Genomic DNA, 17,740 nt, shown 5'->3' with positions numbered 1-17,740 from the left:
ATTATATCCTATACCTATACCTTTTGTCAAGTGTATTCACAATTTTTTTATAATATTTTTTACGGCATTTTCAAGGTTATCACTTTTTCTCAGGCTTCAAATCTTAATATTTTATTAATCAGAATGCAGGATTTTTCTTTGTATACAATATGTTGTGTCAGAGTAAAATTTTCTGTCTTTTATTTGGTATCACCACCGCTTTGCCTCTTTTATCCTGCCAGCGGCTTTTTCTCTGAGATCTTTTTGCTACTATTTTATTATATATAACTCTTGAAATTTTTTTTGAGATGTGATATAATGAAATAGAATTGATTAGTATGCCTATTTTTCATTTTTTACAATTTCGACAGCAAACAGCGCTGAGGAAATATAGGAATTTTACGAAAAAATAAACGAAAGTATATCAAGTATATCCGGAGGTAATAAAAATAATGGAGTCCTTTAACGAAGTATTTGCAGAGGTGCTGAAATACTGTTACAGTCTTACGAATGAAAATAAGATAAGCGAACAGGGTTACAATATGTGGATAAAAGTCCTTGAACCTTACAAGCTCGAAAACAACACAGCTTATCTTCTTGCTGATTCGGATTTTGTAAAAAATACTGCTCTGACTGCATATGGTGCAGCCATAAAAGAAGCTTTTGCTTATGTCCTCGGTTTTGACGTTGATCTTAAGATACTTGTCAAGAGCGAAGGAAACTCAGTTGAAAAAGATGAGGCAGAGATAGAAGTAAAGACTGCGGACTTTTCCGAGGACGCAAAGAACAGCCTTACCTTCGACAACTTCATCAAGGGCAAGTCAAACGAACTTGCTTATGCATTCTGTATCGCAGTTGCAAACAAATATGATAAAAATTCAGACAACTCAAAGGATATAGACCCGAATAAGGTGTTCAACCCACTTATCATCTACGGCGATTCCGGACTGGGCAAAACTCACCTTATGAAAGCTATCGAGCATGAGGTAAAGAAGAAAAATCCTGAGATGAAGATAATCTACACCACAGGTGAATCCTTTATCAATGAGCTTGTAAAGGCGCTCGAATTTAAAGATACCATAAGATTTCATGAAAAATACCGCAACGCTGACTTCCTGCTGGTAGACGATATCCAGACTATTGCAGGAAAAGACAGAATGCAGGAGGAATTTTTCCATACCTTTAACGACCTTTACAATGCAGGAAAGCAGATCGTGCTGACTTCCGATATCGCTCCTTCAAAAATATCCAAGCTTCAGAACAGAATACTTAACAGATTTTCCCTCGGCGTACAGGTAGACGTTACTCTGCCTGACTTTGAAACAAGAATGGCTATCGTAAAGAGAAAGGCAGAGATACTCGATCTCCAGCTTTCCGACTCCATAGCAAGAATAATCGCCGAAAAGATCAAGACTAATATCCGTCAGCTTGAGGGCACAGTCAACAAGATAAAGGCTCTCACCACATATACAAACGAAAACCCTTCCATTTCCATGGCTCAGAGGGTAATAAAAGAGATCATAATAGAAAATCACCCTGCGGAGATCACAGTTGACAGAATACTTAATGAAGTAGCGGCAGCTTTCGATCTTACTGCGGACGATATAAAGTCAACCCACAGACATCAGAACATATCCATCGCAAGAAAAGTATCCATATATGTTCTTAAAGAAGTAAAGGGCATGACTTATACTGAAATAGGAGAGGCTCTGAACAAAAACCACTCCACAATGACCATTCATTATAAAGAGATAGAGAAAACTCTTAAAGAAAACAGCCAGTTAAAGGAAACGGTTGACGATATAATCAAAAATCTTAAAGAGAGATAAGAGTTATACTCTCACTTTATTCAACAAAGTTTTGTTTGAGAAAAATTTGCTGATATGTGCAGAAAAACGGCTGAAAAAGCAGTTTTTAAACATTATTAACGCATTTATCAACAGTTTCAACAAAGTTTTCAACATTTTTCAAAGTTTATTCAACTCCCGATATATAGGGCAGCAGACCATATGCCGAAAGAAGTTATCAAGATCTTTAAACAATCAGCCGCAGGGTCATTTAAACAGAAAATTGTTGAAAAAATCAGCCCATAATGATTTTCAACAAATATTTGAAAAGTTTTTAGTTTTCAATCAACACTGATTCAACTTTTCAACAGCCGAAAAATTATCAAAATTCTTTCAATAATGCCATGTTGAAAAATAAACAGGCTCAAAGCCGTATTTTTTCGGTATCCGCAGAGTTTTCAACCAAATCAACAGACCCTACTAATAATACTAATATATATTGTTATGTTTTCTTTTATTACACGACAAAGATATGCATTTTTGATTTGCGGTGTGTTGAAAAAAATATAATATGCTAATAAAAGCATATTATTCCAATAGATGTAAATATATAAACGTACTTGAATTTTAAATATCATTTTGAAAGGAGTATCCGGTTTTCTCCGGAAAATACCACTATGAAATTTTTGTGTTCAAAGCAGACTATTTACGACGCAGTTGTAAATGTGTCAAAGGCGGTAGCGGACAGATCCACTATGCCTTCTCTTGAGGGAATAAAGTTCAGACTGGAAGATTCTCTTCTGGAGCTTACCGGATATAATCTTGAAATGGGTATAAGAACCTGCATCGCAGTTACAAGTCAGGACAAAGGCTCTTTTATAATCAACGCAAGACTTTTTGCTGAAATGATAAAGAAAATGCCTGAGGCTGATATCCTTATTGAAATATCCGAAAGCTATCAGGTAACTCTTTCGGGAGGAGTTACCACATATAACCTCTTTGCCGTAAGCGCAGAAGATTATCCTGATCTCCCTGAAAAGGACAGCGAAACTGTTATCCCTTTCACACAGCCTGTTTTAAAAGAAATGATAAATCAGACAAAGTTCGCTGTTTCAACTATGGATACAAAGCCTATACTTAAGGGTGAGCTTTTCGATATAGAAAACGGCACTCTTACCCTTGCCGCAATAGACGGTTACAGACTTGCTGTAAGATATGAGCCAGTAAAGTATGCAGAGGCTATAAAGTTCGTTGTCCCTGCAAAGACTCTTGTTGATGTTACAGCACTTTTGAGCGATAATGACGAGGACGTTGTAAATATCTATCCTTCCAAAAAGCATATTATTTTTGAGATCGGCGGATATATGGTATATTCAAGACTGCTGGAGGGTGAGTTCCACCCTTATAAGTCAGCTATCCCTGCATCATCTTCCACAGAAGTTATCGCAGACAGAAAAGAGCTTATTTCCACCCTTGAAAGAGCAATGCTGCTTATAAGCGACAGAACGCCTTCACCTGTAAGATGCTATTTTGAAAACAACCTTATCAAGATAAACTGTTCGACTGCTCTCGGAAAGATATCCGATGAGATACACGCAGATATCTCAGGCCCTGTTATAGAGATTGGATTCAAGTGCAGATATCTTCTCGATCCGCTTAAAGTTATAACCGACGATAAGGTAAAGCTTCAGATGGGCGGAAGTCTGCTGCCTATGAAGATAGTTCCATGCGAGGGCAATCAGTATACATACCTCGTACTGCCTGTAAGACTGCCTAAGGAGTAAAATTTGAATATGGATTATAAACAGATAGAAGTAAAGATAAAATCAGATTTCATCAAGCTTGATTCGCTGCTCAAATATGCAGGCGTGGTAGAAACGGGCGGCATAGGAAAAGAAATTATCCTTGAAGAAAGGATAAAGGTGAACGGTGAGGTCTGCACTATGAGAGGAAAAAAGATCCGTCCCGGTGATAAGGTGCAGATAGATGAGATCAAGAGCGAGATCGTTGTAAAGCAGGACTGATCTTATGTTTGTGACAAGGCTTTCCGTAAACGGGTTCAAGAACCTTAAAAATATAGATATCGTGCCTGATGAAAGGCTCAATATCCTTTGCGGAAAAAATGCTCAGGGAAAAACAAATCTTATCGAGGCTATATGGCTTTGCAGCGGAGCAAGATCATTCAGATCCACAAAGGACAGAAGAATGATCGGCGACGACGAGCAGACTATGAATATAGAGCTTAGCTTTAAGAACAGCTTTCGTGAGCAGGATATAAAGCTTGCTATGGCAAGACCAAATCTTAAAGAAAAAAACGCTTTTTTAAACGGCGTAAAGCTTAGATCGCCCTCAAAGCTTTTCGGCAGCCTTAACTGCGTCATATTCACTCCTGAGGATCTTGAGATATCAAAGGGTTCGCCTGAGATAAGAAGACAGTTTATGGATCTTTCAGTATCTCAGATAAAAAATTCCTACTCTCAGGTAGTGATGAAATATGAAAATATCATTGAGCAGCGTAATGTACTGCTGAAAAATATAAATATGGGCAGTTCTGATGTGAGCGAGCTTGATGTGTGGGATCATCAGCTTGCACAGATGGGTGCTTATATCACTCTGCTGAGATATAATTACTCCAAAAAGCTTGGTGCAGTATGTCAAAGGCTTTATGATGAGATATCTGACGGCAGGGAAAAACTTGAAACTGAGTATTATTCCACAGTTTTCACAAGGCTGGAGGGCAGAACGGATTATTCAAAGGATCTTGCCGAGGAGTATATGGCTTGCCTGAAAAATAATCTGAAAGAAGATCTCAGAGCAGGCTTTACACTCAAAGGTGTGCATAGGGACGATCTTGTGTGCAGGATAAACGGCAGGCTTGTGAGAGAGGACGCTTCTCAGGGGCAGCACCGCTCGGTAGCGCTTGTGCTGAAACTTGCGCAGGCTTATATACTTCAGGAAGAGATAGATGATTTTCCCTGTATACTTCTTGATGACGTCCTGTCGGAGCTTGACCTTTCAAGACAAAAATTCGTTATATCTAAAATACACGGTATGCAGGTATTCATCACCTGCTGTGATAAAAATATCCCGTTCGATGAAAATTCTCACGGAAAGATATTCGGGATAGAGAACGGACGGATAACGGCAAACAATATCTGATGAAACGGAGCAGATGCAAAAATGTATCTTCATTTAGGAGCGGATCATATCGTTAATACCCGAAACATAGTGGGGATATTCGATATAGAAAATACTTCCGTTTCAAAAAGCACTAAAGAGTTTCTGAACAATGCTGAAAAACATAGGCGTGTAGTCTACTGCACATATGAGCTGCCGAAAAGCTTTGTGGTGTGCATAGATGAAGAGCTGACAGAAACGGTCTATATTTCTCAGATGTCCTGCGCTACGCTGCTGAAAAGATTTTCAAGGCAGAAAAGCGGCAGGAAAATCCAGAAAACCATTATATAAATTTATTAAGTCTATTATCGAAAATCAGCTAAATGCGAAACCGTCCGTCCGAGGACAAGAGGGGGTTATTTTTTGGAAAGCAATAAGGAAATCGAAATTGAAAATACCGAAGCTATATCGGCTATCGACAAAAGCAATAATTATGACGAAAATCAGATCGAGGTACTGGAAGGTCTTGAACCGGTAAGAGTAAGACCAGGTATGTATATCGGTTCGACAGGTCCAAAGGGACTTCATCACCTTGTTTATGAGATAGTGGATAACGCTATCGACGAGGCGCTTGCAGGATACTGTACTGAAATAATCGTTGATATCCTGCCTGATGATGTTATAAGAGTTGTGGATAACGGACGTGGTATCCCGACGGGTATTCACCCGAAAGAGGGAATCTCTGCGGCTACGGTAGTTTATACTGTCCTCCATGCAGGCGGAAAATTCGGCGGTGGCGGAGGATACAAGGTAGCAGGCGGTCTGCACGGAGTTGGTGCATCAGTTGTAAACGCACTTTCCGAATATCTTGAACTTACCGTTTATGACGGAACACATATCCACTTCCAGAGATTTGACAGAGGTCAGTATAAAGAGCAGATGAAGATAATCGGCGATACTGACAAAACAGGTACAGAAGTAAAATTCAAGCCTGACCCGCAGATCTTTCAGGAATCTACTGTGTTTGACTATGAAACTCTGCTGAAAAGACTCAGAGAGCAGGCTTTCCTCAACGCAGGCATAAAGATAATCTTCTCTGACCTCAGAGATGCTGAGAACCCTGTTTCAGAAGTTCTGCACTATGAGGGCGGTATAAGACAGTTCGTTGAACATATCCACAAGACAAGGGGAGTAGATCCGCTTTCACCGGAGGTAATTTATATCAACGGTGTTGAGGGCGATATGTTCGCTGAAATAGCTATGCAGTATAATGATACCTATAATGAGATAATACTGTCATTTGCTAATAATATCCATACACCTGACGGCGGTTCTCACGAAATGGGATTCAAGTCTGCCCTTACAAAGATACTTAACGATTACGGCAAGGCTCATAATCTTATCAAGGATAATGACGACGCTCTTATGGGCGAGGATGTAAGAGAGGGACTTACCGCCATAGTTTCTGTAAAGCTCACAAACTGTGAGTTTGAAGGTCAGACAAAGGGACGTCTTGGAAACCCTGAGGTAAGACCTTTCGTTGACAAGATGCTAAAGGAAAAGCTGAGAAACTATCTGGAGGAAAATCCTTCGGTAGCAAAGGCTATATTTGATAAATCCATTCAGGCTCAGAAAGCAAGAGAGGCTGCAAAGAGAGCGAGAGAACTTACAAGAAGAAAGTCTGTTCTTGAATCCGCATCTCTGCCGGGCAAGCTTGCCGACTGTTCCGAAAGGGACGCAGAAATGACCGAGATATATATCGTCGAGGGAGATTCTGCGGGCGGTTCTGCTAAGGAAGGCAGAAACAGAAAGTATCAGGCTATCCTCCCGCTGTGGGGAAAAATGCTCAACGTTGAAAAGGCAAGGATCGATAAGGTGTACGGCAATGAAAAGCTTATGCCTGTGGTAACTGCGCTGGGTACTTCAATAGGCGAATCATTCGATATATCAAAGCTCCGCTACGGCAAGGTTATCATTATGGCGGATGCCGATGTAGACGGATCTCATATCAGAACCCTTCTGCTGACCTTCTTTTTCAGATTTATGCGTCCGCTCATAGAAGAGGGACACGTTTTCATTGCTCAGCCGCCGCTTTTCAAGGTCGAGAGAGCAAAGAAAGTAAGATACGCTTTTTCCGATGAGGAAAGAGATAAGTATATAGGCGAGCTGTCCGAAAACGGAAAGCTCAAAGTCGCTGTTCAGCGATACAAAGGTCTTGGTGAGATGGACCCTGAACAGCTTTGGGAAACTACCATGGACCCTGAGAGAAGGACCATGATAAAGGTAACTATGGAGGACGCTATAAAGGCGGACGAGATATTTACCATACTTATGGGTGACAAGGTCGCTCCGAGAAAAGAATTTATCGAGAAGAATGCAGAGTATGTAAAGGATCTTGATGTATAAGTCTTATTCAGACATAAGAAAGGAAACTTATTTTGGATAATTTAGAAAACAAGGATAAAGATACTGAAAATACGTCAGAAGAAAAAATAGAAATTGAAGAAAAGGCAGAAATAGCTGAGGAACAGACTGAGGAAGTATCTGAAGATATTGCCGATGATGAGGCTGAGATATCTGAAACAGATGAAGAAGAGTCTGAGCCGATAACATCTTTTGAGTATGATGTAAAAAACGAGGAAGAGGAAAAGGCTTTTCTTACATTCCAGAAAAAGTATGTCTATAAGCACAACTGGAAAGTTACCGCAGCTTTTGCGGCGGTGGCTCTGCTGTTTCTTGTTTCAATAATAAGAGATCCCTCCGGATACCTTAACTGGGTGCTTATGTTCATTTGTCTTTTTATGATATTTGCAACATGGTTCAATACGGTGAGGATAAGAAAGTATCTTGTTTCGGCACTGAAATCCCTTGAGGACGACAGATACCGCTTTACGCTGTATGACGATAAGTTCATTATAGAAACCATATTCACGAAAGAGGAAACTGAGGAAGAAGATTTCGTCCCCGTAAAGCCTAAGGTAGTGAATTTCAAGGATATTTCCCTTAACGTTATCGAAACAGGCGAAATGTTTATCATAATTCTTAAAAAAGAAACGATTTACGTTCTCTCTAAAAGAGTGATCGGTCAGAAGGATCAGGATATCCTGCGTGAAAGATTTTCTGAGCTGCTTGGCGAGGATTACGAAAAAAGAGAAGATCAATAGGTTAGGAGTGGGTTAAGTGGACGAATATAATCTTATAAATCAGGACGTCGAAAGCATAATGCGTGAGTCCTTTTTACAGTATTCAATGGCGGTCATCGTTTCGAGAGCGCTGCCTGATGTAAGAGATGGCTTGAAGCCTGTTCACAGAAGAATACTATATACAATGCATGAAAACGGTCTGACGCCGGATCAGCCTTACCGTAAGTGTGCGGATACGGTCGGTTCTGTACTTGGTCGTTATCATCCACACGGCGACGCTTCGGTTTACGATGCTCTGGTAAGACTTGCGCAGAGCTTTTCACTGAGATATCCGCTGGTAGACGGTCACGGAAACTTCGGTTCTGTTGACGGCGACCCGCCTGCTGCTTACCGTTATACGGAAGCTAAAATGGCTAAGATGTCACTTAATATGCTGACGGATATAAAGAAAGATACAGTAGATTTCCAGTCGAACTACGATGACAGACTGCAGGAGCCTGTTGTGCTGCCGTCAAGATTTCCGAATATCCTCTGTAACGGTGCTGTCGGTATTGCAGTAGGTATGGCAACGAATATCCCTCCTCATAACCTCCATGAGGTAATAGAGGGAATGAAGATAGTCATGAAGAACCCTGACTGCACCCTTGACGAGCTTATGGGAGCTATAAAAGGACCTGACTTTCCGACAGGCGGAATAATTATGGGCAGGGCAGGAATAAGGGCTGCTTACGGCACAGGTAAGGGCAAGATAATCCTGCGTTCAAAGACCTCTATCGAAGAGATAAAGGGCAGAAACTGTATCGTTGTTACAGAGATACCTTATATGGTAAACAAGTCAAGACTTGTTGTATCTATCGCTGATCTTGTAAAGGATAAGAGAATAGACGGCATACACGATCTCCGTGATGAAACAGGCAGAGATGGTATGAGAATAGTTATCGAGCTGAAAAAGGACGCAAATCCGCAGGTCGTACTGAACAAACTTTTCACATACACTCAGCTGCAGGATTCTGTGGGAGTAAACTTCCTTGCACTTGTAAACGGTGTGCCGAAGGTACTTACTCTTAAGCAGATACTTGAAGAATATATAAACTTCCAGGTCGAGGTAATCAGAAGAAGAACAAACTTTGATCTGAAAAAGGCCAAGGAAAGAGAGCATATCTTACAGGGTCTTGTTATCGCTCTGGATAATATCGACGAAGTTATCGAGATAATGAAAACTTCAAAGAACGTTCCAGAGGCTAAGGAAAGACTGGGCAAGAGATTCGGTCTTACTGATATACAGTCTGAGCATATCGCAAATATGACTCTCGGCCGTCTGACCGGTATGGAAAGACAGAAGATAATCGACGAACTGGCTGAGATCGAGATAAGAGTAGCTGACCTTGAAGATATACTTGCAAATCATCAGAGAGTGCTTGATATCATTATCGAGGAAGTTGAGGCTATTCAGGAAAAATTCGGCGACGAGAGAAGAACTCAGATCGAAAATGTCAGCGGTGAAGTTGATATCGAGGATCTTATCCCTGTTGAGGAGAGCGTTGTAACATATACAAATGTTGGTTATATAAAGAGAATGCCTATCTCTGTATACAAGGCTCAGAACAGAGGCGGTAAGGGCGTAACGGGTATGAAACAGCGTGAGAACGACTGTATCACAGAAATGTCCGTATGCTCATCACATGACAATATCCTGTTCATTACCACAAAGGGACTTGCATATAAGCTTAAATGTTATGAGCTGCCTGAGGGTTCAAAAGCTTCAAGAGGTACTCATATCAATAATATCCTTATGCTGGGCGAAAACGAAATGATCGCAGCCATGATAAAGGTCGAGGACTTTGAGGCTGACAATTATATCGTTATGGTAACAAAGAACGGCAAGATAAAGAGAACTCCGCTGCGTTCATATAAGAACGTGAGAAAGCATGGTCTTATCGCTATCGGTCTTGACGAGGGCGACGAGATAGCAGGAGTAAGAATGACAAGCGGCAGCGATGAAGTTATCATAGCAACGCATAACGGCAGCGCTATCCGCATCAAGGAAGAAACTATCAGAGAGATGTCCAGAACTGCTCACGGCGTAAAGGCTATAAAGCTCCGTGAGGGTGACTATGTAGTTTCAATGGCAAGAGTAAGACAGGGCGCAAGTGTGCTTACTGTTTCTGAGAACGGTCTTGGAAGAAGAGTTGAACTTGACTCTTACAGGATACAGAACAGAGGCGGCTACGGTCTGATGAACTACAAGGCAGGAAATGTCTGCGGCATAAAGGTAGTAGATGATGATGACGATATCATTATGATATCCTCAGACGGAATCGTAATAAGGATCCGTGCCTGCGATATCAGCGTTATGGGCAGATACTCCAGAGGCGTAAGGCTTATGAGAGTAGGCGAGAACGAAAAGGTCGTTACTTTCACAAGAACAGAGCATGACAGCACAGCAGAGATCGCAGAGGTCGAGAAAGCTTCTGAGGAAGAGATAGCTGCTGCAAAGGCTGAAGAAAGTGCGGAAGTTATTGAGGAAGAGCCTGTAATTGATGACGATACAGACACAGAAGAATAAAGCCGAATAGCTTAATAATACAAATATGCAGTACCGAAAAAAGGTGCTGCATATTTTTTATCTATGTATCTATTTATCTGCATAAAAAAGGTCGGACAATTTTCTTTGCCCGACCTGTGTGATTTGTTTTATTTTGATTTCTTTTCTTTCTTATCTTTTTTCTCTTTCTTTTTCTTCTTTTTGTTTTCCTTTATTATCTTGAGCGGATCACCGAAACGTTCCTTGTTTTCTTCCTCTGTTAAGATAGGCTGTTCGCTGCTGCTGATGATATTCGTCATCTGCTGCATAAGAAGATCCTGCTCAAAGAACTCTACCGCAGCTTCACAGGTGTCAGCCATACCGTTTTCAATGTATCCTTTTATCTTGCCTATATTTTTCATATAGTCAGCATCAAGAGTCATAAAGTCTATCTTCTTTTCAAGAGCCTTGAGATAATCGTCACGCTGTCTTTCAAGCTGGCTGATACGACCGTCAAGTATCTCGATCTGTTCCTTTATGCCCTCATTGACCTCTTTCTGATGCTCCTCCGCAGCCGTCAGCTTATACTTGTTAAGCGCAATAACGAATGCTGTGCCGAGAACGAATACAGCCGCTCCCGCAACGATAGGAACAAGTATTATCTTAGAAAAAAGCACAAAGAAAACAATGAACACCGCCGCCGCAATAAGTGCGCAGATACCGATAGACTTCAAAGTCTTTGACTTAACGTTAAATTCAGCGGTGAGCTGAGATATGTCCTTTATGTATGTTTTAAGATAATCTTTATTTTCGTAGCTTACCTTAACAGCGTCCTCAAATTCAAAGTATCTGTTAATATAAGCTTCCGCCTGTTCAATTCTTTCAAGCTCGCTCATTTTAATTCCCTCTTACAATTACATAGGCTGAAAGCATTCTGAAAAAGTCAAAGCATTCAGCTTAAAATAATAATACCATATGTGATATAGTATATCATAATAAATGGTATTTGTCAACTGTTATTGTTAACAAAATATTATTTGTATTTTTCACTTTTATAAATAAGCGTAAATTTGTCGCAAAAAAATTTTTAACAGGGTAACGAAATTGTAATACTTGAATAATAATGTCAATTCAGTAAAAAAATAAACAAAACACCCTTTCCGCCTAAGCAGAAAGGGTGTGAAAAACGTAATATTATATGTTTTATTCGTATCTGAGAGCGTCGATAGGGTTGAGGTTCGCAGCCTTTATAGATGGTATAAGACCGAAAACTATTCCTACTACCATTGAGAACACTACCGATACCACAATAGCCATAGAAGATATTGCCACAGGTACATCTGCGATGTTTGCGATTATCTTTGAAAGACCTATGCCTGAGAAAACTCCGATAAGTCCGCCGATGCTTGTAAGAACGGCAGCCTCAGTCAAAAACTGTGCGAGTATTCTTCTCTTTCTTGCGCCCAAAGCCTTTTTAAGACCGATCTCTCTTGTTCTCTCCGTAACGGAAACGAGCATGATGTTCATTACGCCTATTCCTCCTACCAGCAGAGAAATGCTTGCTATCCAGATAAGCATACTGTTGGTTGAAGATGAAAGATCCTGAAGTGCCTTAGCCTGTTCAAGAAGGCTCTCACTCTTGTATTCCATAGAGTTTGTGGTATTTTCTCCGGCAGATTTTACTGAAACAACATTTTCGTTAAGTATGTCAGCCGTTTTCTTTCCTGCGTTTGTCATGCTGTCTGTGTCAACAGCCTTTGCAATGCAGTTCTGCGGCTCATCATATCTGAAAAGCATTCCCCAGTCGTCTGTCGGTATGAAAATAAGTCCGCTCGATGTCTGATTGTATGTGTAATAATCATTGACCGAGTTTATTACAGGCTCAAAGCCTATGCGCTTTGTTGCAACGCCTATGATAGTGAACGGCTCGCCGTTTATGTCTATCTGTTTTCCTATGGCGCTTTCGCCCTCGAAAAGTCCTCTCTGAAGAGTTGAGTCGATTATAGCCACCTTGGAATAATTCTTATACTGATCCTTTGTGAAAGCTATTCCTTCAGCGATATCATATCCCAGCGTGGAGAAATAGTCCTCATCAATGCCGTATATAATAGCTGAGTCTATCTTCTTGTTGAGGTAGAAAAGGCTGTCGAGATTGCTTCTTGTTCTGTAAAGTGTGCAGCTTTCGACCTCTTTAAGATCCTCTATGCGCTTTTTCATATCGTCTGTTATGACCTTTATGTTTGACGGCACAGAATTCCATGTGAAGTCTACATCATTGTCGCCGTCTGAAAGAGATATCTTTACCGTGTTGTTTCCCGAACCGATAAGGTTGTTCTTTATCTGCTCGTTTGTTCCCTCAATGGTGGAAACTATGGCGATGATAGCCGCAATACCTATGATTATGCCCAGCATAGTAAGAAACGAACGTATCTTATGGGAAAGTATGCCTTGCAGGGAAAGTCTTATATTTTCAAACATTATATTTCCCCTCCTTAATAACTGTCAGGGTAAAGAACTTCAGTGGAATCCTTTGTCTTTACTCCCTCTTTGACATCTGTTCCGTATGGGAAGCATATTCTGTCGGACATTTTAAGACCGCCCTTTATCTCAATGTTCGTTCCATACATTATCTGACCTGCTTTTACATACTGCTTTACAAGTCTGTTGTTATCGTCTGCTTTCATAATGTAGTAGTTTCCGCCCTCCTGCCTTACATAGTGGATAGGCAGGTAAACAGAGTTGCTTGTGTCCTTTCCGCTGCTTGTGAATGAAACTGATACCCAGTCGCCTACATTGAAATCAGCCGAATCATCAAGCTTTGCGTGAACATAATATGTTGAGTTGTTCGGGTTATCTCCCCAGTTTTCAGCATTGTATGAGGAAGGTTCGGTTTCAACGCTTGTCACCTCAGCGGAAGTTGAACTTCCCGTTTCCCATGACATAACGTTAAGGTAACTTCCCACCGCAGCCTTTGGAAGATTAAGTTCTGAAACTGAGCATCTTACCTCAACTCCGCCGTCGCCCTCGATAATGGCGAAAGCGTCGCTGTCGCCCGAATCACCGCTGTATATATCTTCGTCGGTATAGTCCTCATCGGTGTGATCGTCAGATGTGCCGTCACCTGTGTCCTGCGTCTGATCAGGGTCGCTTATCTTCTTTACAACGCCGTCGATATTTGCAACTACCTTGCCGTCAGATTTCTGTTTCTTAGAGTTGTTGTATTCAAGATTTGCATTTTTCAGCTCTATCTGCATATCCTTTATTTCATTCTGCTTTTCTGTTATCATCTGCTGTAGCTCAGCTTTTGAATAAACATAGTCCAGACTTCCGCTGTTATCGTCAGAAGTATCTGTGTTGTCGATATCGTCCGCAGTATAGTCATAGCCGTCATCAGAAGAATTTATATCGGAATCATCACCGCTTATATCTGTATCGTCTGATATATCATCACTGCTGTCCGTATCGTCAGCCTGCTGTGTGCCTGCCGGAAGAGCAAATGAAAATGTTCCATAGAATTTTGCAGTTGTGTCAAGAGTTATAAGACCTGTCTTTTCATCAATAGTGATGCCGTCTGAAACGCTCCAGTTCTGTGCCTCTTTCACATTTATCGCTGTGCCGTCTATGCACCATTTGTAAAGGAAATTTGAGTCCTTGTCATAAATGCAAAGCTCTGCATATTTTTTTGTAGAAGCCATTCTCTGCATAAATGCAAGTGCTACCTTCGCCTCTGTGCTGCAGTTTATTATGTAAGGATCGGTCTTTTCACCCGTTCCGCTTGCCTGTACAAAAGCAGGCTTTACAACGTCAACAGTTTCCACAGGTTCGGGAGTCGGCTCAGGCTCAGGATCTGGTACGTCAGGTACGACCGGTTCATCTGGTTCATCGGGAATGTCCGGAGTATCCGGTTCATCAGGCTCTTGCGGAGCATTTTCCGAAGGCTGGAGTTTCTTGTACTTTTCTATCTCCTTGTTAGCCATTTTTATGTTCTGCTCTATTACCTTGACCTGATTTTCTTTCTGCGCAAGCTCCAGTTCAACTACCGTCATATCATATTCAAGTATGGTGTCGCCCTTTTTGACTGTGTCGCCCTGCTTTACGCATACCTTTTTAATAAGCTTCTGAGAATCAACATATATCTTCTGTGAGTTTGCGGATATTATCTCGCCCGACATATCGTCGCTTGAATAGTCGTACATATCAGCGCTTTCCGCCATCATATTAACAGGAACAACGTCAACTACCTTTTTATCGTCCTGTGATTTTTCATATTTCTTATATCCGAAAAATCCTCCCGTACCGAGTATTGCAAAGCAGAGAAGAAAAATTATGAGTTTTTTCATTTTGTTTTACCTCCCTCTTCCCCTTTGTCAGCAAAACTGATGTTCGGTGTGTTCTTGTTTTTTCTGTAACTTTCCATAAGTTCTTCAACGCTCTGAGCTTTTCTTATTTCGGAAATTTCAATATCATTTGAGTTGTTTGCATTGTCCGAAACTTCATCCGTATCATTTTCATTAAAGTTCGGATTTCTGCTGTCAAATGCTCCCTTGTGAAGTTCGCCGTCACGGATATACATTACCCTCTTTGCACAGTTCGCTATCTCAGGCTCGTGTGTTATCATAACGATAGTAACACCGTCATCATTAAGCTCCTTGAAAAGCTCCATTACCTGATCGCCCGACTTTGTATCCAATGCACCCGTAGGCTCGTCGGCAAGCAGCAGCTTAGGCTTGTTTACTATCGCCCTCGCAATAGCCACTCTCTGTTTCTGTCCGCCCGAAAGCTGCGTAGGCTTGAACATCATTCTGTCCTCAAGACCTACCTTTTTAAGCGCCTGCTTTGCAAGCTCATGCCTTTGCTTTTTCGGAACGCCCGCATAAAGCAGAGGAAGCTCTACATTTTCAAGTGCAGACTGTCTTGGAAGCAGGTTGAAGTTCTGGAATACGAAACCTATCTTCTTGTTTCTTATTGAGGAAAGCTGCTTGTCTGAACAGCTCATTATATCTGCTCCGTCGAAAAAGAACGTGCCTTTCGTCTGCTTGTCAAGGCAGCCTATTATGTTCATAAGGGTAGATTTACCCGAACCCGACGGACCCATTATAGCGACATATTCGCCGTCATCTACCGAAATGGATATATCTTTAAGAACAGGCACAGCCTCTTTTCCCTGAAGATAATCCTTGTAGATATTTTTCAGTTCAAATACCATATCGTTCTCCTGTTCTGTTATGCCTCTGCGGCATCGTCAGCATTTGTATTATCTGTTGTGTCTGTGTTATCTGCGTCAGCGTTGTTTTCATCGGCATAGAAGTTGTTGAAAAATTCTTCAAGCTCTTCATCTGTCATTGAATTCATCTCTTCTTCTGTTATGCCGTACATCTCTTCAAAAGAGCCGCTGTCTGTGTAATCAACGAAATCCTCGTTGCCTGTATCTGTATCATCATATGTTCCATCATCATACATATCCACATCATCGCCGTCTGTAAGATCATTGTCGGGAACAGATATATCAGACTGGTTTGTGGTAGTTTCAAGACCTTCCTTTATGTAGTCGGCAGGGTATGCGATATAGTCGTCAGTTTCAAGACCTGAAAGTATCTGACAGTCGCCGTAGTCCTCGTCAGTTTCACCGATCTCAACATATCTCTTTTCGATCTTGTCCTTCTTTGCGTTCTTTGCCCATACATATCTCTTGTCGCCGTCCTTGCAGATAAAATCTGTGTACAGCCATATACCTGTCTTTGTGACCTCTGTACTCTGACCGTTATCCATCTCGATTATGATATGCTGACCGAGCATAAAGCCGTCAAGGGAGTCGGGAGTAACATAGAAAGCATACTTTGAAGAAGTAGTTTCCTCGTCAGACTCTCCGTAGTAGTACATATTGTTTGTATCCTTCTGAGGATTCGTGTCTATCTCTGAGATAGTACCTGTCCACTGAGTATCGTCAACACGGCTCTTGAGAATAACGCTTGCACCCTCGTAGATGTCCGAACCGTTCTGCTCGTTGAATGTACCCTTTACTCTGTAATCTCCCTCAGCTGTGATCTGCATTATAACATCTGAGCTTTCTGAATAGTCGCCGCTGTTGGAGGAAGATGTGCTGTCTTTAAGATTTTTGATTATGCCGTCGATAGGCGCAGTAACATAAGCGCTCTTTATAGACGCTTCAAGCTTCTGTATCTCAACGTTCTTTGCCTTTATGTCATATTCGCTTCTTGCGTTGTCGCTCTGAAGTGAAAGGATCTGTGTGTTGTATGAAACAACAGCGTCAGCGTCTGCATTCTGTTTTTCTTTTTCGAGGGATGCTATCTCTGTCTTGTTTGTGTCGATAGTGTTCTGGAGCTTTTCCACTTCAAGCTTTGCTGTATCTATCTCAAGCTGAATGGATTCCACATCATAAGTGAGGAGCTTGTCGCCCTTTTTAACGCTGTCGCCCTCGCTTACAAGTATCTCGTCGATAGTCTTTGAAGTATCATACTTTACATCAACGGACTTCTGCGCAACGATAACTCCCGCAAATGAATTTGCAAGAAGATCTGAGCCTGTGACTGTGTTCACTGTGGATACTTTCTGAACATAGACCTTTTCACCGCTTGACGATGAGTTTTTGGAAAATTCCTTGTAGATGAAATATCCCCCTGTACATAAAGCACAGATGATTATTACGGTAACTATTACCGTAATCACACGTTTTTTTGCTGCCATAACCATTTCCTCCGTTATTCAGTTTATATATTTATATTATATAAGCAACACTACACAGAATTTGCTTATACAAAAAAAGTCCGCAAATATATTGCAGACATATTTTACCTGTTGAATTGTATATTTTACCACCATAAAGCTTATACAGCCTTACACAGCATAATAAGCGACAGTATTTACCCCTGCCGCAAAAAAGCTTTATAGCCTTATAGCATTAAATATAGTATATGTCTGTTGTCTTTGATTTTTTTGTCTGTCTTTTGTCTTTTTATTTTTGATTTTAAATTTTATATCTTTTTATTATGGAATAATTATAGTACAATTATTTGTATATGTCAACGCAAAAGAAATTATATTAAGATTTTTTTCAGTTTTTTGTATGTTAAAACATAAAATTTGTATAATTTTGAACAATTTGTATAAAAAAGCCGTATGCAAATCAAAAGACGTACATACGGCATTTTTAGCTTATATTAAGTATATTT

12 protein-coding genes and 1 pseudogene are annotated in these 17,740 nt (G+C 40.8%); 8 read left to right on the top strand and 5 right to left on the bottom strand.

The window, feature by feature from the left end; genetic code table 11:
• Positions 1-431: 431 nt before the first annotated feature.
• The 8 genes from dnaA (at position 432) to gyrA (ending at position 10,592) form a co-directional block, all read left to right on the top strand.
• The gene (gene dnaA / locus Q0E19_RS00730; protein ID WP_294406168.1) at positions 432-1,808 is read left to right on the top strand and encodes a chromosomal replication initiator protein DnaA; all 1,377 of its coding nucleotides are present in this window, start codon (positions 432-434) and stop codon (positions 1,806-1,808) included.
• 635 nt (positions 1,809-2,443) lie between these two features.
• The gene (gene dnaN, locus Q0E19_RS00725; RefSeq protein WP_294406165.1) at positions 2,444-3,550 is read left to right on the top strand and encodes a DNA polymerase III subunit beta; all 1,107 of its coding nucleotides are present in this window, start codon (positions 2,444-2,446) and stop codon (positions 3,548-3,550) included.
• Between the two features lie 9 nt (positions 3,551-3,559).
• Positions 3,560-3,790 (top strand): RNA-binding S4 domain-containing protein, encoded by a 231-nt coding sequence (locus tag Q0E19_RS00720; RefSeq protein WP_294406163.1) that lies wholly within the window; start codon positions 3,560-3,562, stop codon positions 3,788-3,790.
• A gap of 4 nt (positions 3,791-3,794) precedes the next feature.
• The gene (recF, locus tag Q0E19_RS00715; protein WP_294406161.1) at positions 3,795-4,925 is read left to right on the top strand and encodes a DNA replication/repair protein RecF; all 1,131 of its coding nucleotides are present in this window, start codon (positions 3,795-3,797) and stop codon (positions 4,923-4,925) included.
• A gap of 21 nt (positions 4,926-4,946) precedes the next feature.
• Positions 4,947-5,234: an extracellular matrix regulator RemB gene (gene remB / locus Q0E19_RS00710; RefSeq protein WP_294406159.1), complete on the top strand. Its 288-nt coding sequence runs from the start codon at positions 4,947-4,949 to the stop codon at positions 5,232-5,234.
• Between the two features lie 123 nt (positions 5,235-5,357).
• Positions 5,358-7,289: a DNA topoisomerase (ATP-hydrolyzing) subunit B gene (gene gyrB / locus Q0E19_RS00705; RefSeq protein ID WP_294407010.1), complete on the top strand. Its 1,932-nt coding sequence runs from the start codon at positions 5,358-5,360 to the stop codon at positions 7,287-7,289.
• Positions 7,290-7,321: 32 nt separating this feature from the next.
• Positions 7,322-8,047 carry a hypothetical protein gene (locus tag Q0E19_RS00700; RefSeq protein WP_294406157.1) on the top strand — a complete coding sequence of 242 codons (726 nt, stop codon included), beginning with the start codon at positions 7,322-7,324 and terminating at the stop codon, positions 8,045-8,047.
• A 16-nt stretch (positions 8,048-8,063) separates the two neighbouring features.
• Positions 8,064-10,592, top strand: a complete 2,529-nt coding sequence (gene gyrA, locus Q0E19_RS00695; protein ID WP_294406155.1) for a DNA gyrase subunit A — start codon at positions 8,064-8,066, stop codon at positions 10,590-10,592.
• Between the two features lie 128 nt (positions 10,593-10,720).
• On the opposite strand, the gene Q0E19_RS00690 is transcribed toward gyrA, so the two are convergent.
• The 5 genes and pseudogenes from Q0E19_RS00690 to Q0E19_RS00670 form a co-directional block, all read right to left on the bottom strand.
• Positions 10,721-11,446, bottom strand: a complete 726-nt coding sequence (locus tag Q0E19_RS00690; protein ID WP_294406153.1) for a hypothetical protein — start codon at positions 11,444-11,446, stop codon at positions 10,721-10,723.
• Between the two features lie 307 nt (positions 11,447-11,753).
• Entirely contained in the window at positions 11,754-13,028 is a 1,275-nt protein-coding gene (locus Q0E19_RS00685; protein ID WP_294406151.1) for an ABC transporter permease, read from the bottom strand.
• Positions 13,029-13,042: 14 nt separating this feature from the next.
• Positions 13,043-14,890, bottom strand: a complete 1,848-nt coding sequence (locus Q0E19_RS00680; RefSeq protein WP_294406148.1) for a biotin/lipoyl-binding protein — start codon at positions 14,888-14,890, stop codon at positions 13,043-13,045.
• 203 nt (positions 14,891-15,093) lie between these two features.
• A pseudogene (locus Q0E19_RS00675) lies at positions 15,094-15,756 on the bottom strand (ABC transporter ATP-binding protein); the annotation flags it as partial.
• Between the two features lie 17 nt (positions 15,757-15,773).
• On the bottom strand, positions 15,774-17,255 hold the full coding sequence (locus tag Q0E19_RS00670) for an efflux RND transporter periplasmic adaptor subunit (protein WP_294406146.1): 1,482 nt from the start codon (positions 17,253-17,255) through the stop codon (positions 15,774-15,776).
• Positions 17,256-17,740: the final 485 nt, after the last annotated feature.

This window comes from uncultured Ruminococcus sp. (assembly GCF_934476685.1).
In the GTDB taxonomy this organism is placed as follows: domain Bacteria; phylum Bacillota; class Clostridia; order Oscillospirales; family Ruminococcaceae; genus Hominimerdicola.
Note: the sequence above shows the minus strand (reverse complement) of the source record. Positions and strands in the feature narration are given on the sequence as shown.

What these genes read in the sequence shown, in the direction of transcription:
- Q0E19_RS00685 (WP_294406151.1), bottom strand. Translation starts at nt 13,028, where the DNA reads ATGTTTGAAAATATAAGACTTTCCCTGCAAGGCATACTTTCCCATAAG.
- Q0E19_RS00680 (WP_294406148.1), bottom strand. Translation starts at nt 14,890, where the DNA reads ATGAAAAAACTCATAATTTTTCTTCTCTGCTTTGCAATACTCGGTACG.
- dnaA (WP_294406168.1), top strand. Translation starts at nt 432, where the DNA reads ATGGAGTCCTTTAACGAAGTATTTGCAGAGGTGCTGAAATACTGTTAC.
- recF (WP_294406161.1), top strand. Translation starts at nt 3,795, where the DNA reads ATGTTTGTGACAAGGCTTTCCGTAAACGGGTTCAAGAACCTTAAAAAT.
- Q0E19_RS00720 (WP_294406163.1), top strand. Translation starts at nt 3,560, where the DNA reads ATGGATTATAAACAGATAGAAGTAAAGATAAAATCAGATTTCATCAAG.
- Q0E19_RS00670 (WP_294406146.1), bottom strand. Translation starts at nt 17,255, where the DNA reads ATGGCAGCAAAAAAACGTGTGATTACGGTAATAGTTACCGTAATAATC.
- Q0E19_RS00690 (WP_294406153.1), bottom strand. Translation starts at nt 11,446, where the DNA reads ATGAGCGAGCTTGAAAGAATTGAACAGGCGGAAGCTTATATTAACAGA.
- dnaN (WP_294406165.1), top strand. Translation starts at nt 2,444, where the DNA reads ATGAAATTTTTGTGTTCAAAGCAGACTATTTACGACGCAGTTGTAAAT.
- remB (WP_294406159.1), top strand. Translation starts at nt 4,947, where the DNA reads ATGTATCTTCATTTAGGAGCGGATCATATCGTTAATACCCGAAACATA.